The sequence below is a fragment of the Alishewanella sp. HL-SH05 genome (genome assembly GCF_052655985.1).
This window is the reverse complement of the sequence record NZ_CP199753.1, coordinates 1653552-1675253: the sequence shown is the minus strand read 5'-3', so window position 1 is coordinate 1675253 and position 21702 is coordinate 1653552. Positions and strand designations below refer to the sequence as shown.

The following is a 21702-nucleotide window of genomic DNA, read 5'->3' as shown; positions in this document are numbered from 1 at the left end:
AGTTTTAATTCAATCGGAAAACAAACCTGTTAATGTTAAGCATCTCAATTGGGCCAATATCTTTACCAGTGCCGGTACTGTTGTTGCTGTTAAGTGTTTCTGCCGGTTTACTGGTGGCCCGTTGGCTTAGCAAAGCAAATAACCGTAGTGCAACTGACCCGTTATTACTGGTGTTATTTGGCGCCTTAGTATTTGGCCGTGTAATCTTTATTCTTCGTTTTGCTGACAGTTATAGCAGCATTTGGCAGATGCTAGATTTTCGTGACCGTGGTGTAGATGTTAGTGCAGTTTTGTTAGCCACGGCGGTGCTAACGCTATTGCAGATAAAACGATCACCGTCACTAAAAAAGGCCATGCTGGCCGGTGTTATTGCCAGCGCAGGCAGTTTTGCTGTTGGCTCTGCCTGGATACATGTTCAGCAGCAACATCAGGTGCTGGCCGATATTCGACTCGAAACTGTACTCGGATATACCGTGGCATTACCAGAGCTGGCTCAGGGTAAACCGGTAGTGATTAATCTTTGGGCCAGCTGGTGCCCACCTTGTCACCGTGAAATGCCATTGTTATTAAAAGCAGAGCATCAAAATCCGGCTGTGCGTTTTATGTTGGTAAACCTGCAAGAAAACCGCGACACAGTTCAACAGTATTTACGACAGCATCAGCTTACTTTTTCCCATGTCTTATTAGACCCTCTTGGCGATGTTGCAAGCCGTTATGGTGCGCAGGGGGTACCTGCAACCCTGTTTTTTAGTGCCGATGGTCAGTTAGTTGATGCCCATTTTGGTGCGTTATCCCATGCGGTATTACAGCTAGGTATTGATAAAGCCAATTCAAGTGATCATGGGCGAACTGTTAATTAAGCCGCCCGTTTTAATGCCCACCAGGTAAATAAACTAGCACTGGCAAACATCAATAAACTGTATATGCTGGGGGCAATCGACATGGCAGAACTTTGCAGGATGCCAGTGGTAATCAGTAGTGCCAAAGTGCCGTTTTGTAATCCTACTTCCAAGCAAATGGTTCGTGCCTGTTGTTCGCTATGCAATAGCCAACGACCCAGCGCGTAACCCATTGCCATAGACAATACATTTAGCGCCAATGCTGCCGGGCCACTTAACCACAGGTAATGCAAAAGGGTGTCACCTAAATCTATGGCAATACTGATAATTAATAACAGCAGTACCAACACGGAAAAACGGCTGATCTGCGGCTGTGCCCACTCAGCAAAATGCGTAAAGCGCGCTTTGATCAGCATACCTATTACTACCGGCATCACGCCAACAATTAGCAGTGTTAGCCAAGTTTTTAATAGCGGTAATTGCAATACACTGTCGGCTCTCAGGTAGTGTTGCATTGCCCAGGCAGCAAGAAAGGGTAGGATAAAAGGCGTAATAAAGCCCACCAACGCGGTTAACGACACGGATAAGCCAACGTCGGCTTTTGATAAATAGCTATACAAATTAGACGTAGTACCGCCGGGGCAAAGAGCCAAAATAAACAGGCCAACGGCCAGCTCACCTTGTAATTGAAACAGGCTAATAATGCCAACAGCAAGCAATGGCAATAATAACAGTTGTGCCATTGCGCCGATAAAAAATGCTTTAGGCTGGTGCGCTACTTGTTTAAAATTTTCCAGTCTCAGGCTCATGCCCACACCAGTCATAATCATAATTAGCGCAATGGATAAACCTATCTGAGTGAGTGTTTCAAACATAGCCGCCACATCAAATTAATACAGTGGCTGATAAGCTAACCTGTTTTGGTGCAAGTTGAAAGGCTGATGCAAACTGATCCGTAACAGCAACAGTGAACACTTCACTAAGCACTGTTCTTCAATTCAAAACACTCTGGGCTAAGATAGCCAGGAGCAGGATTGTATGTTCATAGAAAAGGCAGCCTTGGTGGGGCACTGAAAAAGGATGTTTGGATAAACGGTGAATGTATTGGTGAAACTGCTCCGGATATATTTTTCTATAAAGAAGTTGACGCGGATCGCGAGCACCAAATCGCTACTGAGTCAGAGTTTTCTCCTAATACGCTTACTTTGAAAACAGAAAGTGGCAAAAACTATTATGTTCTACAGTTTATCAGACCGGGTATGTTTGTTGGTGGTGCCGGTCTTAAGATGGTTGATGAAGCAAGAGGGTAAAAGGACATAGCTAAACTCGGCATGGCCAAAAAAGGTAAATGCAGCTCATAATGAAACACCATAAATAAGAAGTTAAGTGCGATTTAAGCATAGCAATATACTCGAAGCAGCACTTTTGTTCTTAACGATTTCCTTTTAACTCGCTTCACTTAATCAATTTAAAGTACCTAATTTAGATTCAGTGTTGGCAATATTAAAAGCTTAAACGCCTTAAAAGGCACTTTTGCGATATTGTTTTTTATTAATGGGCTCAGGTACAGATCATCATAACCACTTCACCGACCTTAAACGGCAATTGTTAACTCATCAAAAGTTACAGTTAGAAACCTAACCGCAAAAAAACCTCATTTTGGACACGATAAGTTTTTAAAGTTTTAGTGACCAAAATCATCGCTAAAAACTAAAAAATACATGTAAACCGTGTTTAACTTTCCCACCATTAAAATTTAAACATTTGTTTTTATTAGAATAAACTACATTCAAGGCAGTTAGATGAGCTTAGCTATAACTAGTTTACATGTCTTGACATGGCAGGGGTCGGTGGTTCGAGTCCACTAGGACGCACCAAAAATTCTAATGAAAACGCCACCTTACGGGTGGCGTTTTTGTTTTCAGCTTTTAAAAATCAAGTGCCCGCAAACATAATGCAAACATGAGTAGTTGCAGCATGACTTTTCACCCGCTACAGCGCTCGCGTCTGTGCACGCTTGAAATACCTGAGACGCCACCTAACGATCTAGACGCGACAAACCAAGTTTTGACGAGGCTGAAAAGTGTTATGCTCAGCGAACAAACCCAAAGCGTTTAAACTCTATTTCTGTTTGTTGACGAATATCGTCCATTAGAGCACAGTATTCCGCTACCCTTGCTAGCTGTTGTTCCTGACAAGCCGTTTCAATGCTTAGCGCCAAGTTTGACATTTGTATAGCGCCAAACATATTCGCACTGCTTTTAATTGCATGAACCAAGATCTCAATCTGGCTAAAATTTTGCTGATTGAGGAGGCTGTTTATCTGAGAAACGCTTTTCTCCATCTCTGACAAAAACACTTCTAGTAAATGCTTAAACTTTGCCGGCGGTAAATCTTGTTTTAATTTCATAAGTAGCTTTTCGTCAAACAATTTTGTGGACGTATCATCCACACTGTCTGTAATTACTTGACTGTCGCTGGCGTTAAGATGCTTGGGCAACCAGTTCAGTAACCGCTTAATCAACATAGATTTTCCAATAGGCTTGGTCAGAAAATCTTGCATCCCCGCTTCCAAACAACGTTGTTTTTCTGTTTCTTGCACATGAGCAGTTAATGCTATTATCGGGGTCCCCGTTGCAAGTTGCTCACTACGGATAAGCTGCGCCGCTTCAATACCATCCATAACTGGCATCCGCATATCCATCAGGATCAGGTCGAATGTTGTGTCCCGAACTGCATTTATTGCCTCCCGACCATTTGACGCTTCAGTTACCCGCATCCCCTCTAATCCAAGAAAAGTCTTGATAGTCATACGATTTACTTCACTATCGTCAACCAACAGAATATGAAACGCCTGACGAGTTTGTGGCGGTGACAACATAATTTGAGGTGAATTCATTCGCACAGAATTAAATGTCAAGCTGCGCTGCCATTGCGCGGCTCTGAGTGCCACAATGATATCCTGGCGCCGGTAAGGTTGATTTATAAATGCAAAATGTCTTGGGCATGCAGCCAAGGCCGCTGAGTAGTCATCTCCGGCACTGATAATTCTGAGAAGCTGCTGTTCTGCACTTAAATCTAACGGATTAAATGGCAGTGGCGTAGCGCCTTTTTGGGTATCAACAATAACAATTGCGTCATCTGGCAGAAGGCCAAATGTATCTGCAGTAACAATTTCTTGTTGCGTCACCCCCAAATTGACCAATTGCTGCATTATACAATTTAACCACCTTGGGTTGTCTGAGTAGAGAAAAACGATCAATTGCTGTAACTGTTTAAACTGCCGTTTTGGTCGAACATGCGCTATCGGTAATGATAATCTAAACGTTGTGCCAGTCTCTTTGTTGCTATGCACGCTTAAGGATCCACCCAACTGCTCTGCCAGCAAACGACTTATCATTAACCCGACGCCAGAGCCAGATGACGAACCATCCTGATGGAACCGAGTAAACTCTTGAAATAGAGATTTCATTTGCTCCTCGGTTAAACTTATGCTGGTATCAATCACGTCACAACACCACCATCGTTCCGGCTTGCCGTAAAGAGTTTCTTCCTGACACCAACTGTGCACGGTTACACCACCGGATTCCGTGTATTTGCACGCGTTACTTAGTAAGTTACTCAAAATTTGCTGCAGCATAGAAACGTCTGTACTAATCAGCTTCGGGCCGTTTTGAGCTTCAATTAAATAAAGCTCTAAGCCTTTTTCAGCCAGGCTTTGTCGGTAAACGTCGAGCTGCTGCTCAAGTAATGCTTTGGGACGACACCATGAAAAATGAACTTCGCGTTTGCCTGATTCAATCTGGCCAAGTTCAAGTATGTCATTCACCATATTCAGTAATCTGTCTCCAGCCTGCTGTGCCGTAGAAACATATTCCAGCTGTAGATCACTAAGTGCGGTGTACTGCAAGCACTCAATAAGGCTAAGTACGGCATGAAGCGGTGTGCGAATTTCATGGCTAACAGAGGTTAAAAAAAGAGATTTAGCCTTATTTGCTTCCTCTGCTTGTGCTAAGGCATCAACAATTTTTTTTCTGCTATGCTCACGCTCGGTAATGTCATTTATTACCGCAACAAAAATAGTACCGTTGGCACTGTCAATCGGCGTGATTTCCATCTCTATTGAAAATTCATCACCCTGTGCATTTAACGCCCGCACTTCAATTCGTTTTTTAAGAACCGGCCCCATGCCAGTTTCAAGGTAATGTTTCATACCGGCACAATGCTGCTGCCGGTAACGCTCTGGCATAATAAGTTCAGCCATAGTCAACCCCAATACCTTTTGCCGTTGTCGCTTAAACAACATTTCAGCGCTAGGGTTAAACTCAAGAATTTTGTCATCTTCGTCAATTACCACAATGGCGGAAAGATTCGATTGCAGTAACGCATTCTGAATAGCTGTTATAGATTTAGAACAGTTATCAGCCACGTGAAGAGTTGATGTGTGCCTTTGCCGCCCAATAGCAAACCCTAAAAAAAGCATCAAAACGGAAAACAGGCTCATTAATCCAATTATTGTTGTCATCAAATTTCCTGCTTTTCATTACCAAGGCAAAACATAGATATTGAGGGCACAGTACAGAAACCACCAATTAAGCCATTACTGCACCAATAAAGCATGCTGAAACGGCTATTTTCTTGGCAAACTTAAGCTGAACTATAGTTTAGAGCATCATGAATAACGCTGTTACATCGCAGTTAAATAAAAATTTAGCGCCACGGGTAAAACAAAATACGCTTAAAATTGCCTCGTTCTTTACATAAGGATAAATTACTGGCCGCAGTGAATAAATATTAATAACTTTGAGCCTTATAAGACTATCCAAGCTGCCAGCACCGTAATTTATGACGTTATTTACATGCCCAAAGTGGACTAAATTAGCGCTAAAAAGCGATTCGCAGTCAACAACAATGCACTAGCGCATACCAATGGTATGCCATAACAGATAATTCCATCGCAAGTGTAGTAAATCGCATTGCTATACCTAGCATAGATGAATATCTCGCAAATCCGGTAGATAAACGCCAATTACTGAAAACGATTGCTCATTACACTGAGCCGCGAAGGTATATCAATATTTAAAGACTAGTTTATAAATATTGGCCTGTTAAATGCTAATTACAAGAAAAGCCGTTTTAAACTATCCCGGAGCTCACAACCATGCCAGTTCAGCAAATCGTATTTTTTCAAGACGGTGAAAAATCAGACTGGAATAACATCAGAAAAATAATAAGCCACGCATTAAAAAATCAACATTTTAGTATGGTGTATCAACCTTTGATCTCAGTTAATACTGGTAAAATCATAGGCTTTGAATCATTGGTACGCTGTCAATCACCAAAATTTGGTGTTATTTCACCTGCCGATTTCATTCCGTGTGCCGAGCAATCTGGGCAAATACTGGAACTGGGCAACTGGATTTTTCAAAAAGCCTTGTTAGATCTAAAATGCATGTTAAATCATGGTTTAAGTGATATTTGTTTGTCATTAAATGTCTCGCCGGTACAATTATTAAATAGCGATATATTTGAACAGATTATGTCACTGTTGCACACATTTTCGATACCGCCGTCTGCCATTAAGCTTGAACTTACAGAAACTGCTCTGATAAATAACCCACAAAAAATTGCCAATATTTTTGATGCATTTAAACGTGAAGGCGTTCAAATATGGCTAGACGATTTTGGAACGGGATTTGCGTCGTTAAGCTTGTTACGTCAATTTAATATTGACGGCCTGAAAATCGACCGCAGTTTTGTAGATGGGATCGACAATAATAATGATGACTTCACGTTGTGCAGTGCTGTGATTGCTATGGCACAGCGACTAGGCTTGTTTATCATTGCAGAGGGTGTCGAGACAGAAAACCAACTGCAAATACTCAGCCAACTTGGCTGTGATGTCGTACAAGGATATTTACTGGGCAAGCCTAATACACTTAGTTACAACTTGGAGCAGTGGGCACTTTAATACCGTGGCTTATTTGCAATTTGCGATGCAATGTGCAAACTAAAGTGAAAGTTCACCATTCACAGTTGTTTTAAGTGTTTTTTAGCTGTTCAGACCCGACGATAAACATTACAGGCTAGCTTATGACCAGTGACCAGCTATTAATCCTTCCCCTGCTTGACGAAAGTGTTATTCAAACAATGTCGAATGATGTTGGAGCGGATACCTGCCAGCAGCTTTCTTTACTGTTTATCCATGAGCTTGAACAGTTGCTGCAAAAAATCAGCTTAGCCATTGAACAGCAGCAGGTATCAGACGTTATTGACGCCGTACATATTTTGAAAAATTCAGCTGCTTTATACGGTGCCGCTAGGCTGGCATGGATCGCTAGTGAAATACATGAAGACACATCGAATACAACAACAGAACTTGTGCAACGCTCAGACGACTTAGTCAACATTGCTCAGCAAACATTGTTCCGTTATCAAGCTCACTTCAAAGATGAAAATAAAAGGAAAGGTTTTGATGACTAACGTTAACAACAACACTCTTGTCTATGTGGTTGAAGACAGTCATTCTAGTGGAGCCCTTTACTGCAGACAGTTAGAAAAAGCGGGTTTTACGACTCAACATTTTTTTGATGGTTATTCAGCCTTAGCTGCAATTAAAAAGTCCATGCCTGACGTTATTGTTCAGGATGTAAATCTACCCGATATTAGCGGGCTGGAGGTTTTGCAGTTTGTAAAAAAACAAAGTAAATCCGCACAGGTCGTAATTATTACGTCAAACAGCTCTATTGATATCGCTGTTGAAGCAATGCGTTTAGGTGGGTTTGATTTTATCGAAAAACCGTTTTCCGCCGCGCGCTTGGTCGCAGCTGTAATCAATGCAAATAAACAAACAATAAAAGACCTAGTAACAACGTGCCATAAAACTGAAATGGCATCTTTGCCTAAACAAGATTTCATCGGCGAATCATTAGCTATGCAAACGGTGTTTAGATTATTAATCAGTGCTTCACGCAGCAAAGCTAGCGTATTTATTACCGGTGAAAGTGGCACAGGCAAAGAAGTGTGCGCACAAACGTTACACAACGCCGGAGCCCGCAGACAAGAGCCTTTTATTGCCATAAACTGCGCAGCAATACCTGCAGAACTGTTTGAGTCAGAATTTTTTGGTCATGTTAGAGGGGCTTTTAGTGGTGCCCTTACCGAACGAAAGGGTGCCGTAGAAGTGGCAAATGGCGGAACACTCTTTTTAGATGAAATCTGTGAAATGGAGTTTGCTTTACAAGCTAAATTATTACGTTTTTTGCAAACCGGTACGTTTTGTAAAGTGGGTAGCAATGAATTACAACAAAGCGATGTACGAATTGTCTGTGCCACAAATCGCAATCCGTCAGCTGAGGTAGGAGAAGGCAGGTTTAGAGAGGATCTATACTACCGACTCAATGTGATACCGATAAAACTACCACCGCTGCGTGAGCGTACTAATGACATTCTGTTATTAGCAAAACATTTTTTACAGAGTAAATCAGCGGAGAACAGTAAAGCGTTTCAACAATTATCACCAGAGGTTGAGCAGTTTTTCTTAAATTATGACTGGCCTGGCAATATCCGCGAGTTACAAAATACCATTGAAAATATCGTGGTTATGCATGATAGTATTGTTGTCTCGCCTTCAATGCTACCAAGCGATTTTGGGCACGTTCAACACGCCCCTTTAAACAATGCGCCGATAAATAATATCAAAAAAAGCCCGTCATATGCCGCGTCTTCGCACCATGATATTGTGCCATTATGGATTGTCGAAAAAAATACTATTCTATCGGCCATAGCGTGTTGTGATGGCAACATACCGCTTGCTGCTGCTTATCTTGGTGTAAGTGCTTCGACAATTTATCGCAAAATAAAATCCTGGGAACAAACTGATAATTAGTGCTTTCAACTATTTAAAGCTTTTGTCATTCGATATAGGTTGTTTTTCATTCTATCAACCCACCATCATATTCTATGTAACTCGGCACTATTAGAATTCAACAATCACTCTGACCTGATCACGATACAAACCGGGCAGCGGGAATCTGTCATCAGCAATGGTTGACACTAGCAACTGAAAACCTTGTACCTGACCACTACCAAGTCCGGCAATACTCTGAGCAATACCCGGCCCAACAACAGTATTTCCATCTGTAGTCTTTATAACGTAAGGAATGGCCTCGGCATTGAACACCATATTGCGTTGACCGTTTGCGAAGTTATCTCCGCCATCGACGTAATACTGATAACTTAATTGCTTTGTGCAGTTAATATCTAAAGGCAAAATGGCACTGCTCACATTGCCTAGATAAGAGAGGCTACCAAGCGACACATCGGTTGTTTGAATACTGCAGCTACCCGTAACAGTCAGTTGCACATTGATAATTATCGTTGTACTGCCGGTATCACGGCCGATACAAATACCCAATAAGCCAATACCAGAGCAATAATCCCATTCCCACAATATAGCAATGCTATCGGTGTAAGTGCCTACCGAAACATTAGCCACAGCAGTATCAAAATAGATTGGGATTGTGCCATCGTCACCAAACAAACCTAATAAATCTAAGAGATTAAATGACCCAAAATTCACCGTGCTGTTGAGTACAAAAGGCGTGGTTCTGGCTGCATCCGTATACAATACATAAGGAATAGCATCAACATTGGCACTTGTTAACTCAAAGCTGGCTGCCACTAATGTGGCATCGATACGGCTGAAGTCGAGTAAGTTAACAAAACCACTGCAACTAAAGTTCGAGCTAAAACGTGTTGATAGAGTGGCTGTTGCTATTTGTGATGATGAGAAGCTACCCAAGTTTTGGGATGAATTACCACCCACTGTACAACCGGCGTGAAGTTTAAAGCTGGCCAACACGAAGAAAACTAATCCTATTAACGCGTATTTGGTAGACATGTTAATTCTCCTTTGCATCGCAGACATAAGGCCCTAATACCGGAATATCATTTTGGATAACCTTATAGTTGAACGAAATAACGCAACTAAATGTTCCGTTTTTTAGGGTTACTGTATTGGTACTTTGCAATCTCTCTAAATACAACTCGCCATCCCAGCCCACAAAGTAAGGTGAATCTTCATTATTTATTGTTGCAATGCTGCCTACCGGTATAGGTTTACCCTTTTTATCATGCACAATCACTAACGCGGCATATGTTTGATAAAGCTCGAAATTAACCTTAGCGCCATGACCTGAGGCGGTCATAATCGTGACACGATCATTGACGACATTAGTATCGAGCGGTAACGGTTTTGTATTAATACTTATATTGACGGGATTATATGAGGCCAGGCCTGTTACCAGTAATAACCCGTTACTATCTGATTCACCGACCAACTGGTTTTCTACTACCACTGGCACATTCGCTAAACCGCCGGTTGAAACGATAGCAAACGAATCTGCAATTCGATTGCCTAAAAGTATGGTGTTTTCAGTCCAAACAACCGCACCAGAGGCTTGAGCAAAATAACCTTTGCTATCGCCTCGATCGTAGATACCACCTGAATACTCTGCTGCTCTGCCTTTCCAGCCACCACTAACGGAGTAGTCACCCGATCCAACCACCGCGCTTGCGGCCCAGCGCAATCCTTGATTACCCACTCGCGCTTGATTGACAGAAACGAGTGCGTTCATCTTACCCTTGGTATCATTTTGCACATTAGTGTTAGCTCGGTATCGATTCCCTAATGGAAATGATAAATTTATACCGAAACTTTTTGATGATAGCTCAGCATCCCAGTTTAATGAGGCAGACAGCGAAGCCGTTTCAAACGACTGGTTATAAAATATTGAGAGCAGACGACGGCTCTGCCCGTCAAAAGGCTTTAAGGCAAAGTATCCCGCGCCCATCGAAACGCCATTATTGAACGAGTAAGCCGCGTTCAGCTGGATTTCTCGTTTATTCTGCAGCACCAGTTGCGTGCTACCAATATCTTGATAGGTTTGTTGCTGCTGTTTATATTTAAAGGCAACACCCCAGTTTCGCGCTTGAAAACGATAACCGAATAAGCCTAACCAACCGCCATGTTGCTCATTTTTACCATAAGCTGTCGCAAGTGAAATTACGCCAAGATTTGCTAGGTTAAAGTCTGTGCCACCACCTAGATTGTAAATACCAGCACCAACCTCTGCATGCCCTCCTAGGGTTATGGTATCCGACAAACCGTATCTTAAATCTGCTATTCCAATGGCACTACTACCATAGTCAAAAGAACGCAGACCAAAGTTTTGACGTAAAACGCCAAGGTTGAAGTCATAGTCAAGCACGCCTTTTCGCAGTAAATCGGGTGCTATGTAAAACTCCACTTCACGGCTTACAGCTTGTCCTGTTATATCGGTAGTCACAATCGTGGCCGTTGCCAAACCCGTTATGGTGGGTTCACTATCTAGGATGAAAGGCCCGGGTGCAACCTGTCCGGCATAGAGCTTTGAGCTGTTAATAAAAATCTCTACATCAGAGGGCAATACGGCACTGCCTACAAATTCAGGATAGGGATAGCGCACAAATTGGGGGTCTAACTCGAAACGACGTGAAAACTTCACTCCCCCCATTCTAACTTGACGGGCCCAGCCACTTGAACCACTTACCAAGTCACCCACACGCCAAAAACGCATATTGGTTTCATCATTGTATTGCCAAAAGCTATCGTAACGAACCAACCCCTGATTAGTGCCACTCTGGGCGTCATTACCGAAGTAATGCCGATAGTTCGCTGTCGTCTCAACAATGCCATAATTGCCAAAACCACGCCATTGCTGAAGCAAGTCTAACGTTTGTACGCCACCACTAAAATCGCGAAGATAGGCGTCATAGTTCAGCAATGCACCGGATGATTTAGTGGGTAATAGATTGTTCTTGGTAATGGAGGAAATACGCTGTGCTGGAAACAACCCTAATTCAGCGGTTAAGTATAACCGCTGGGTATAAACGTCATATTCACACTGAATTGCATTAAGCGCACAATAATCGATTCGACCACTCAGCCCCGTAGCATATTCAGCCAAACTTGTCGTTTGCAGGATATTGTCATCGCTCCAAAAATGCGTTTGATCATGCTCGAATTGCACTAGTTCTTTAACTTTAACGCCATTTAAAAAGACGTCTAAGAATAAGGTTTCAGCACGAAGTGTCGAACAAAATATCAAGCCTAGAAGCGATGTTACAGATATCAGCTTTCGCATTTTTATCTCCCGTCAGCAGGGATCTCTAGCGTGATACCATTAACTTCAGCATACAATTTCATTTCTTCAGTTAGCGGTAAAGCTGCCACTGCAAAAGCAGATTCACTGTTTGCTAATACGTAACCAAGTAGACCAGCGAATATTGCACTCTCTCTGCCTTCGGCATCGATCAGTTTTACTTTTGATATTCTTGCATGCCCGGTTGCACGATTGTTAAACACTAATTGTCTCGTTTCTGCGTCGTATCTGTAACTTATGAACTGTTGCCAAAGGCTTTTCAATTTTTCAAAATCGTTAATGCGACTGGTCGATAAATCAGGCCCGCCAATAAACAGTGGCAGTGCGTATCTTACCCTTAACACCAAACCCTTTTCTGCGGGCTGCTCTAAATCTGGGATCTCGTCTAAAATCACCCGATAAAGCTGCTCTCTGTCAAGAGTACTTTCCGGCCCAACGTTGACAACTCTCACTACCTGCTGCTTTCCAGGCTGAATATTTAACGATGACGGACTTACCACTACATTTCTGGGTTGATTGATTTCATTATCCCAATCCCAGGGCCTAACTCTCACTTGAATTTTTATGGTTTTATTACTGTTGTTTTGTAGCGTCAGTAGTGCTGATTTTTCACCAGGTGGAATATCAATATTAACAGGAGAGATCAAAAGCTCTGCAGCATGGCCAACGCGGGTCATTAACGTCATCAGGCAGATGATTACAATAGGCATAATTTTCATGATGCTTCTCCTCAAAAAACTAAGAGTACTTCAACGCTATCTCGGTATTGACCCGCAGATGGGGTCGATGCCTGAGGAGATATTGCGCCATAAATAGTCAGCCATTGTTGCTTTCCGTTGGCGGTACCCGTAACGGCATTATTGCTATCCCATACTAGGCTTCTGGCTGCATCCTGAAACAGCTGGTAAGGTATTAATTGGTTGGTTGTTGAGTTTAAGAGTTGTCGATTACTGCCCGTAGCATTTTGGCCATTACCCAGCTCCACTCTAAAACTAAGATTGGGAGAGCATCGAAACCCTATAGAACCATTACCAATAGAAGATATGGCGTTAACTCCGTTTAACAGGTTGCTATGCTCGCCAAAGTTAATCGTACCAAAAGCATGACCTCCACTACCGTTATCCAACACACAGCCCTGTGCTATTTGAATACTGATCTCACTTACATCTTGGGCCTGCTCTCCATAAAGAAAGCCGGTAAACATGCTTAAGAAAACGACAAATCTTTTCCCGTTCATGATATTTCTCCTCAGAGCAATGAAGAGAGGTACCTAGTCAGTGCCTTAGCATAGAATATGTGAGATCACCATGCGATGGTCATTCGAACAGTATCGACATAATTGCCAGCTGCTGGCGTGGCCTGCCCGGCTAACACACGACCATATATGGTTAACGCTTGCGCAGCGCCGGTGCCCGTTAATGCTCTAGCCTCTGGGCCTTGCCCCCAGCGCACAGACCGAGCCGCGTCCTGGTAAAGCTCGTATTGGACATAGTCTAAACCACCTCGAGAAACACGACGCTGACCAGCTAGGGCATTCAAGCCATCATCTAATGAAACGGCATAAGCCAAACTAGTATTGCAAGTAAGCTCCAGACCACCTGCGCTGCCAGATCTTGTCGATTCAGCATCAATAAACAGCGCCAAATTGCTTTGCTCACCAAAATCAACAGTACCGAATTTATTCACACCTGCAGCTGCAATACCGTTTATTGCACAACCTTGACCGATTTCCAGTAACACATCTACATCGCCACGTAGTTCACTTGCAGAGGCTGCAGAAGTCATAACTGCAACAATAGCACTAGAAATTAAAACTAATTTGTTCGTTTTCATAAGCCACCTCATCGTTTTGTAAATCAGTTACGTTATTCTAAGATGTTATTATGCAGGTATTGCGCCAACACAAAAAAACAGCATGCTATTGATTTTTATATTTTTATTTTTATTTTTATTTTTATTTTTAAGAAATATAGGGTGACTGGATTTTTTCGCATTTTGCAAATCATTGATTAGCAAAATGCAAATTGATATTTGATTGCTGTATTGGATTAAAAGAATGACTACTTAGTTACCGCACCAGCACGTTTTATTGTCATCAAAGTATTTTAGTTATGGCAACTGGCATCGTTTCAATTACTTGCTACGGGACACTTAAGCTTGCCGGCTATGGCTGCAACCAGGCCGGCTTTCTCTATGGTAACGCGTTTTTAAGCAACGCCGATGGGCGGCACCGTAATAGGCGCTTTGATTAAAGTTAGAATGGTTGTTATTTAATCAATATATATTGCTGAGCGGCAGTGTCCGTTTGTAAGCCAAAATGCCCCAAATTATAGTTGTAAGTGGCGTTTTCACCCCAGATACTGCTGCTATGTATGCCATACACTAAGCAACTGCCGGTAGAGCAAACCACCTGATCAATATAGCTTTTAATGGAATACACCTTATTACCAAAGCGCGTACCATAAATGCTATCTAAAAACGGGCTGGAAACCGATAACCCCTTGCTGCCGCAGGTACTATTCCATACATTGTAAGGATACACACCACAGCTTAATAAGCCCCGAAAAGCCCCCGCTATACCCACAAAACTGTTTACTTGCGAGGCGATGGCCAATTTATCAATTTGCTGAGCGGCCAAGGTCGCGCCCATAGAATGGCCAATCACATCAATTTTACCGGTGCAAGACTGATTTAACGCCGTCACCAAAGCATTTCTAACCGGTGTTTCCTCGGTGCCATTATGGTCATTACAAGCCGCACAGGTTTTCGATCCCCAATTAGGTCGGTAAATATCACTGCTGGTGTAGCCTTTACTGAGTAAGTAGGTATAAGTGTTATCCCAACTGGCGGGGGTCGCCGTATTGCCGTGCACAAGCACAACGGCATCAACACAAGCCGCATTTACCGCTTGGCTGAACATCAACAGTAACAAAGCCATCAGTGTTTTTTTGTTATACATGTTTAACTCCTGGTTGTTTTCACCATCAAGCTAAACAGTTGCTGAAATATTCACCATAACACTTTAGTGTTGCTCATCGAAGCAAAGCCTGCGGCCCTGTACAATCTACCGACCGATAGCTAAAGCCCTAAAAGCAAAAAAGGCCGCTGCATGGCAGTGACCTTTTAGTATTGTAACCCTCGCTACAACCAAAGCTTGTTGGCTTAGGTACGGCGTTAAGCCATTACATTACAGCGATTTTTGAAGCTTGTGGGCCTTTTTGGCCGGCTGTTACAGTGAACTGCACGCGCTGACCTTCTTGCAAGGTTTTAAAGCCTGTGTTTAAGATTTCGCTGAAGTGTGCAAACACATCTGGGCCTGAAGCCTGTTCAATAAAACCAAAGCCTTTCGCTTCGTTAAACCATTTTACGATGCCGGTAGTTGGAGTAGACATAAGAGTTACCTGTATTAATTAAATTAAATGTGCCTTAGTTAAGGCGATAATGCTGCAAGAGATGTTTAAGCTTATGAATACAGGAAGGGATACTAACGGTAGTAACATTCAAGGTTTGCATAAAAAATGAACAAGCTGATAAAGCCTGCGTAGTGTATAGCTTTTAAATGGGCTGTCAAAGCATATTCTATAAAAAAATAAAAATAAATTTTAAATCGGTTGTAAATAAAGATTAAAGCCCACGACTAGAGAATTTAACAAGCTTGGCCTTCAGCCTGCCACATGACATAAGTATTAGCCTGCTTTACCGCCGCCAACAATTTCAATAGAGGCTTTGCTCGAGTGGCCAGTGGCACAGGTGTGACCTCGTCTTTGGTAATCGCAGCCAGCTTGTTACATGTTTTGCCATTTGCCAATTCAGTTATTAAAAAAATGCCCCTTAACGCCCTTTAAACAGTCGCATTCAAGTCATCAGCGCTGGGCTTAAATTAAGCCTTACTTAAGAAAACATCACGATAATGTCTGCTAAGTAGCACTTTTGCCGTTAATGCTCAGTTTGTATTTGCGCTTATTAACGCAGTGGCATGCTAATTTGGTTTAACGCGGCGATGGGTTTAATTGCCAAAGCATGTCACTTCGGTTTAGCGCTACGTAAATAGCCTTTGTTCGACTATATAGGGTGAGAGATAGTATGTTGGTTCGTCAGTTTTTCTTAAATCGCACTATGCTTGGGCTACTCGTAGCTTATGCCGTCATCATGGCGGTATTGGATTATGCCGGTGGTGATTTATGGTTTGCCCGTTTTTTGTATTCGCTGGAAGGGCAGCAATGGCTATTACGCGAACACTGGCTCACCCAAACCGTTTTGCATGAGGGTGCCAGAAGCCTGAATTATATTCTGGTTTTGGCTGTGCTACTCACCACCTTATATTACGGTTTACAAGCAACACGTTATCCAACCAAAGCGCGGGCTTACGCTGCGTTGAGCCTATCTTTGGCGACCTCTTTTTTTATTGTCGCCTACCTTAAAACCATCACCAACGTAGCCTGTCCTTGGGATTTATTGGCCTTTGGTGGCAGCGAGCCTTATATACATTACTTGCAAATAAAACCGTCTTTTTTACCCTACCACCGTTGTTTTCCTGCGGGCCATGCCAGTGTCGGTTTTGCCTGGGTGGCATTGTATTTTTTCTTTGAAAAAACCGCACCAACGTGGCGTTATTCTGGCTTAGCCCTAGGGCTAGTGGCGGGCAGTGTTTTGGGTATGGCGCAGCAATTACGTGGGGCTCACTTTTTGTCGCATGATTTAACCACTCTACTACTTTGTCTGGGCTGTTCTCGATTTTGCTTTATGCTCTTTTTTAAAACCGAAACCTCATGGGTTGCTCATACAAGCTAACTTAACACCCTGAGGTTAACATGCTGCGGTTGGCCTTAACAAAACGTGGAAAGATTGAACGAAAACATTGCGTTATCAGGCTGAAACAGCCATGCTTAATTAGCCCAAAACGCATCTAACCAAAGCAATTACAGCAACTACTTTTGTGCAGTAAAAACCTGCCTTCTTATTTATCACTATCAATGGTGTAGGCTCTATGTTGAAGCGTCGTTATGCAGTTTAACAGTATTAAATTTTGGTTGTTGTTGGTGATCAACAGCATTATTTTTGTCAGTTTAAGTATCACCGCTTATATTTCTTACAATAATGCGCTGCATGAGTTAGATGAGATTTATGATGCCCAATTAGCGCGAAATGCTCGCTTGGTAAGTGCCTTGTTGCATAACATTTCGTTTGAAGACACCGCGTTACCTATCATCATCGCCGTACCCAACATTATCGACAGCGGCGAAAACCAAACCGCCGCGCAACAACGGCAATATTCCGCCCATAAATATGAACGCAAGCTAGCCTTTCAGGTTTGGCAACATGACAAATTGCTGATGGAATCGGAAAATACCTTAAGCTTTCCGCCTTTGGTTAAAAACGAAGGTTTCCATGAATTGTTTTATCAAGATGAATTATGGATCAGCTTTGTGTTGTATTTACCGGAGCAAGATACCTGGGTAGTGACGGCGCAGCGAGAAGATGTGCGCGAAGAAATCAGTGGTCATCTTGCCTTAGCGCAAATTAGACCCATTTTAGTGTTGCTACTGCCTTTAAGTATTCTAATTTACATTGTCATTAAATGGGTGTTATTACCATTAAAACAACTCGCACGGCTAGTGGCGGCCAAATCGCCTGAACAATTAACCGAAATTACCTTGGCACAACCGGCCGAGTTACAACCGATTAAGCTGGCGATTAATCAGTTGATCCATCGCGTTGCCCATTTTTTACATCAAGAAAAGCGTTTTACCGCTGACGCCGCGCACGAATTGAGAACCCCACTCAGCATTTTGCAGTTGCACTGTACCAACTTATTAGATGCGAAAACACCCGAAGAAATCAAACAAGCGGCAGAGTCGATCTTACTTGGCAGTAAGAAAATGACTCATCTGGTGAATCAATTATTACAGCTTAGCCGCGTAGAGCGGATTGCCGATACCGCGTGTAGTAACATGCCGCTGACGCAACTGTTGAACAACAGCTTATCCGCATTACCGCTAACGCTTTTAGAAAGCACAGAATGGCAGCTTACTGTGGACCCCGCATTGAATATTTACGGCGAACCGTTTTTACTGAGTATTGTATTTAAAAATTTACTCGAAAATGCAGCTAAATATGCAGAGCCGGAGCAGCAAGTTAGCGTAACGGCCGCTAAAAATGACGACAATGCATTGGTTATTTCTATCATCAACCCATCGCAAATTAAACCCGATGTTAACCGCATGGGTGAGCGTTTTTATCGCGATCCGAAACATCAATCTATCAACGGCAGTGGGCTAGGTTTATCTATTGTGATGCGGATTGTCGAGTTACATCACGCCAATATTAGCTATCAGCTTGCGGCGGATAACTTTAACGTGACGTTAACGTTCCCTCTTAAAGAGTGATCTACCAAGGCTTAATAGCCCTAGCAGAAGCTAACCAACAACGCTTAGCAGCGAAAACGGTTTATCTGCTGCAATCAGATTAATTAAGCCCTCAGCCAACCGTGCTAAGGGCCTGGTTATCGACTAACGAAATCCCAGTTCATTCATGTAGCGATGGTATTGCTCAGATACCGCAGCACATTGCGCCATATAATCATCTAAGCTTTTGTTTAACCGTGCGGCTTCGTCATTCAGAAAGCGGATCACGAATTGATCAGAACCCGGCATTTTATGGGTTTGTTGAAACGTAATAATTTGGCTAAGGGCATCACACATCCCCGTCGCTTTGGCGACGATCATCATTTGGATGCGTTCATCATTCTGCTGTTTTGCGGGTTGCGCCTCAGAAGCGATGCTTTGAAACGTTAAACAGATAAAAATCAGGCTTAAAAATTTGCTCATGTTGATACTCCACACAGCTCATAACATTATTGGCTGGTTATAGCCTGAGTCAGCCGGCTTTACAAGCCCAGTTGGTTTAGCGAAGTGGTTTTGCTTTGTTGGCTTAGCCCAGTTGTAGGGCTGCTAGGCAAACAGAATAATCATGTCGCAACTGCTTTACTCTGCATGCCTGTTAACACGTTAGGGCGGGTTTAGCCTTATAGCGCTACACCCGATTATCGCCGGCAATAGCGCCGGTTTATGAGTTTGAAAACTCAACTACCGTTTCATCACATAATAGCGTGGCTTGAGGTGCCTCGCCCGCGGTGTCGGGGGTGATAAAATCAATTTCTAACGCGGCTTTTTCAACAAAATAACTGGGCAGTTCAGCTTTTATCGCCGGAGCAAGATTTTTAAACTCACCCACCTGTTTCACCAAGTTACCTTTGCCACTGACCAGTTGATTTTCAGCGGTGCTGTAGGCCTCAGTTGCGGTATCTAAGCCTTTTTTAATCTTTTCAAAACTGCTTAAAAAAGTATTCAGCTTTTTAAATACGGCCTCAGCTTTACTCGCCAGCGCCGCCGTATGTTTGTTTTGATCTTCATAGCGCCACAGCTGACGCACAATGTTCAAGCTGGTTAATAAGGTGGTCGGTGTCGCGACCAGCACATTGTTTTCGATAGCCTGCTGAAATAAGCTTTCGTCTGCTTTTAACGCCTCAACAAAAGCTGACTCTATCGGAATAAACATAAACACCATTTCGGGTGAATTCAGACCCGGTAACTTGTAGTAATCGCGATCAGCCAGTTCTTTAATGCGGCTAGCAACTGCGCTAACGTGCTCTTTTAAGGCTTGTGCCCGCTCAATATCATCCACACTGTTCACATAGCGGGTATAAGCATTCAGTGATACTTTGGCATCAATAATAAGGTGTTTACCCTGCGGTAAATAGACCACCGCATCAGGTCGCTGCCGCCCTTCACTGGTGCTGAAACTCACTTCTCGTTTGTAATCGGTACCTAGCTGCAAGCCAGAGCGATCCAACACATTCTCTAATACCAACTCCCCCCAATTACCTTGCAGTTTTTTCTGACCACGTAACGCGGTCGAAAGCTCATGGGCTTCGGTGGTAATTTTCTGATTTAGCTCTTTTAATGAGGCGAGCTCTTTGCGTAATTCACCTTGCTGTGTGGTTTCACGATGATGAATTTCTTGCACTTCTTTTTTAAAGCTATCAATCGATTGTTGAAACGGACTCATCACCGCACTTAATGACAGCTTACTGCTCTCCTGCAAAGATTTGGTTTTCGCTTCTAAAATATCGTTCGACAACACTTTAAATTGCTCTGCAAGGCTATGTTTTTGTGCCGTAAAATTGGCAACCTCACGCGCATGGCTGGCTTCGCGTTCAGCTTGCTCGGTTTGCAATTGCGTATAAGCCCGATTTAATTGGTTTAATTGCTGTTGCAGTACGTCATGCTTGTCGGCGGCTTGGCTCAAGCTGGCTTTCATGTCTTGTAACTGCAAACGCGTTTCTTGCTCGGCCACTTCTGCCGCTTTGGCTTTTTTGCCTTCTAGTGATAACTCGGCTTTTAACACACTGACTCGCTCTCGCTCCTCTTGTAATTCTTGCTGAGTGTGCATTAACCGCTGACGTAACTCTGTGGCCATTTCACGCTGTGCCCGGCCCTCTGCCTGTGCCGCTTCAAGCTGTTTTTCGCTGTTATGTAAAACTTGTCTTAGCTTATCAAGATCTGCACGCAATAAGCTAAGCTGTTGTTTTTGCTCACTCGCCTCGCTAGTTATCCGTTTTTCGTTCTGTTCGGCATGCTGTAATTGCGCGTGTAACCGGCTTTGCGTTAATTCCTGTTGGTGGGCAGCTAATTCTTGTTGTTTAAGCAGGCTTTGCAGCTGCTGATGCTGAGCATGAAGTTGCTCCTGTGCAGTGCGCTGATTCATTAATTGCGTGGCTAATTCCGCATTTTTTCGAGCAAAAAGAGTTTTTGCTACTAAAAAACTGATTAACACTAACACAAACGCACTTGTGCTCAAAACAACAACCAACTCGGGTGTCCACTGCAAAGAAAGCATGATTTATCCTTAAAATTCAGGGCTTGTCGAAGATCCTAATACCATCAAACTATAAAGCAATCACACTGTAAATGCAGCTTCGCCGTTAAAATATGTCGGGCAAAACAGTCACCAGCACGCCTTTGCGTTCAAGCTGTCATAAAGGCTTCATTTGGTTTTCACCTTAGTGTCATCTGCAGCACCTGTAATAGCTGCAGATTTCGCCAGAGATAAAACAGATGAATACACGACAAAAATTAAGTTTATTAGATAATCAACTGTTCTTTCGCGTTAACTTGGTTGGCCAAATGCCATCGATAAAGAAGCTCAGCTTAGCCTTATCTCGCTGTGGCGATGGCCCCTTGTATTTAATTTGTGCGTTATTAATTTGGCAGTTTGAGCAACACCAAGGTCAGCTGTTTTTTCAAAGCTGCTTACTGGCTTTTGCCATCGAGTTACCCCTGTACTTGTTACTAAAAAATGTCATTCAGCGCGAACGCCCTCGCGGTGCCGCCCAGCATGGTTGGACACCGGCCATTCGTCCCTCTGATCGTTTTAGCTTTCCCTCTGGCCACACTGCTGCAGCCTTTCTGTTTGCTTGGTTGCTGGCCGCCTTTTATCCAGCGTTTACACCCTATTATTTATTGCTGGCAAGTGGCATTGGCCTATCCAGAGTGCTTTTAGGTGTGCATTACCTAACAGACATACTTGCCGGTGCAGCGTTAGGCTCGGCTATTGCCCTACTGCTGCTGGGCAGCCAGCTTGTTATAGCATAAGACACT

20 protein-coding genes are annotated in these 21702 nt (G+C 43.1%); 8 read left to right on the top strand and 12 right to left on the bottom strand.

The features are described from left to right. Positions 1–32: 32 nt before the first annotated feature. Entirely contained in the window at positions 33–860 is an 828-nt protein-coding gene (locus tag ACUJFL_RS07645) for a TlpA family protein disulfide reductase (RefSeq protein WP_445428910.1), read from the top strand. Here ACUJFL_RS07645 and ACUJFL_RS07640 read toward each other — a convergent pair. Next, positions 857–1714, bottom strand: a complete 858-nt coding sequence (locus ACUJFL_RS07640) for a bile acid:sodium symporter family protein (RefSeq protein ID WP_445428909.1) — start codon at positions 1712–1714, stop codon at positions 857–859. The two genes, ACUJFL_RS07645 and ACUJFL_RS07640, sit on opposite strands and share 4 nt — an antisense overlap. 159 nt (positions 1715–1873) lie before the next feature. Here ACUJFL_RS07640 and ACUJFL_RS07635 point away from each other — a divergent pair, with 159 nt between their 5' ends. Further along, complete coding sequence (locus ACUJFL_RS07635; RefSeq protein WP_445428908.1) at positions 1874–2149, top strand: DUF2846 domain-containing protein; 276 nt, start codon at positions 1874–1876, stop codon at positions 2147–2149. 782 nt (positions 2150–2931) lie between these two features. Here ACUJFL_RS07635 and ACUJFL_RS07630 read toward each other — a convergent pair. After that, on the bottom strand, positions 2932–5364 hold the full coding sequence (locus tag ACUJFL_RS07630) for a response regulator (protein ID WP_445428907.1): 2433 nt from the start codon (positions 5362–5364) through the stop codon (positions 2932–2934). Between the two features lie 636 nt (positions 5365–6000). On the opposite strand from ACUJFL_RS07630, the gene ACUJFL_RS07625 reads away from it, so the two are divergent. The 3 genes from ACUJFL_RS07625 to ACUJFL_RS07615 all read left to right on the top strand — a co-directional run bounded on the left by ACUJFL_RS07625 (position 6001) and on the right by ACUJFL_RS07615 (position 8727). Next, positions 6001–6810, top strand: a complete 810-nt coding sequence (locus tag ACUJFL_RS07625; protein ID WP_445428906.1) for a putative bifunctional diguanylate cyclase/phosphodiesterase — start codon at positions 6001–6003, stop codon at positions 6808–6810. A gap of 122 nt (positions 6811–6932) precedes the next feature. Beyond that, complete coding sequence (locus tag ACUJFL_RS07620) at positions 6933–7322, top strand: Hpt domain-containing protein (protein WP_445428905.1); 390 nt, start codon at positions 6933–6935, stop codon at positions 7320–7322. Further along, on the top strand, positions 7315–8727 hold the full coding sequence (locus tag ACUJFL_RS07615; RefSeq protein ID WP_445428904.1) for a sigma-54-dependent transcriptional regulator: 1413 nt from the start codon (positions 7315–7317) through the stop codon (positions 8725–8727). Before ACUJFL_RS07620 ends, ACUJFL_RS07615 begins: the two co-directional genes overlap by 8 nt. A 90-nt stretch (positions 8728–8817) precedes the next feature. On the opposite strand, the gene ACUJFL_RS07610 is transcribed toward ACUJFL_RS07615, so the two are convergent. The 8 genes from ACUJFL_RS07610 to ACUJFL_RS07575 form a co-directional block, all read right to left on the bottom strand. Next, the gene (locus tag ACUJFL_RS07610) at positions 8818–9741 is read right to left on the bottom strand and encodes a spore coat protein U domain-containing protein (protein ID WP_445428903.1); all 924 of its coding nucleotides are present in this window, start codon (positions 9739–9741) and stop codon (positions 8818–8820) included. Between the two features lies 1 nt (position 9742). After that, positions 9743–12025, bottom strand: a complete 2283-nt coding sequence (locus tag ACUJFL_RS07605; RefSeq protein WP_445428902.1) for a fimbria/pilus outer membrane usher protein — start codon at positions 12023–12025, stop codon at positions 9743–9745. A gap of 2 nt (positions 12026–12027) precedes the next feature. Next, positions 12028–12762 carry a fimbrial biogenesis chaperone gene (locus ACUJFL_RS07600; RefSeq protein ID WP_445428901.1) on the bottom strand — a complete coding sequence of 245 codons (735 nt, stop codon included), beginning with the start codon at positions 12760–12762 and terminating at the stop codon, positions 12028–12030. Between the two features lie 11 nt (positions 12763–12773). Continuing rightward, the gene (locus ACUJFL_RS07595) at positions 12774–13280 is read right to left on the bottom strand and encodes a Csu type fimbrial protein (RefSeq protein ID WP_445428900.1); all 507 of its coding nucleotides are present in this window, start codon (positions 13278–13280) and stop codon (positions 12774–12776) included. 65 nt (positions 13281–13345) lie between these two features. Then, a complete protein-coding gene (locus ACUJFL_RS07590; protein WP_445428899.1) occupies positions 13346–13876 on the bottom strand; it encodes a Csu type fimbrial protein in 531 nt (176 codons plus the stop codon). A 433-nt stretch (positions 13877–14309) separates the two neighbouring features. Continuing rightward, a complete protein-coding gene (locus ACUJFL_RS07585; RefSeq protein WP_445428898.1) occupies positions 14310–15002 on the bottom strand; it encodes an alpha/beta fold hydrolase in 693 nt (230 codons plus the stop codon). Between the two features lie 223 nt (positions 15003–15225). Beyond that, a complete protein-coding gene (locus tag ACUJFL_RS07580) occupies positions 15226–15435 on the bottom strand; it encodes a cold-shock protein (RefSeq protein ID WP_226750905.1) in 210 nt (69 codons plus the stop codon). Between the two features lie 254 nt (positions 15436–15689). Then, entirely contained in the window at positions 15690–15851 is a 162-nt protein-coding gene (locus tag ACUJFL_RS07575) for a DUF1840 family protein (RefSeq protein ID WP_445426601.1), read from the bottom strand. 275 nt (positions 15852–16126) lie between these two features. On the opposite strand from ACUJFL_RS07575, the gene ACUJFL_RS07570 reads away from it, so the two are divergent. Beyond that, entirely contained in the window at positions 16127–16834 is a 708-nt protein-coding gene (locus tag ACUJFL_RS07570; RefSeq protein ID WP_445428897.1) for a phosphatase PAP2 family protein, read from the top strand. A gap of 212 nt (positions 16835–17046) precedes the next feature. Next, entirely contained in the window at positions 17047–18429 is a 1383-nt protein-coding gene (locus tag ACUJFL_RS07565) for a histidine kinase dimerization/phospho-acceptor domain-containing protein (RefSeq protein WP_445428896.1), read from the top strand. Between the two features lie 123 nt (positions 18430–18552). Here ACUJFL_RS07565 and ACUJFL_RS07560 read toward each other — a convergent pair whose 3' ends face one another. Together ACUJFL_RS07560 and rmuC are read right to left on the bottom strand one after the other, a co-directional pair. Continuing rightward, positions 18553–18870: a hypothetical protein gene (locus ACUJFL_RS07560; RefSeq protein ID WP_226750901.1), complete on the bottom strand. Its 318-nt coding sequence runs from the start codon at positions 18868–18870 to the stop codon at positions 18553–18555. 238 nt (positions 18871–19108) lie between these two features. Continuing rightward, the gene (rmuC, locus tag ACUJFL_RS07555) at positions 19109–20941 is read right to left on the bottom strand and encodes a DNA recombination protein RmuC (RefSeq protein WP_445428895.1); all 1833 of its coding nucleotides are present in this window, start codon (positions 20939–20941) and stop codon (positions 19109–19111) included. A gap of 218 nt (positions 20942–21159) precedes the next feature. On the opposite strand from rmuC, the gene ACUJFL_RS07550 reads away from it, so the two are divergent. Then, on the top strand, positions 21160–21696 hold the full coding sequence (locus ACUJFL_RS07550) for a phosphatase PAP2 family protein (protein WP_445428894.1): 537 nt from the start codon (positions 21160–21162) through the stop codon (positions 21694–21696). Positions 21697–21702: the final 6 nt, after the last annotated feature.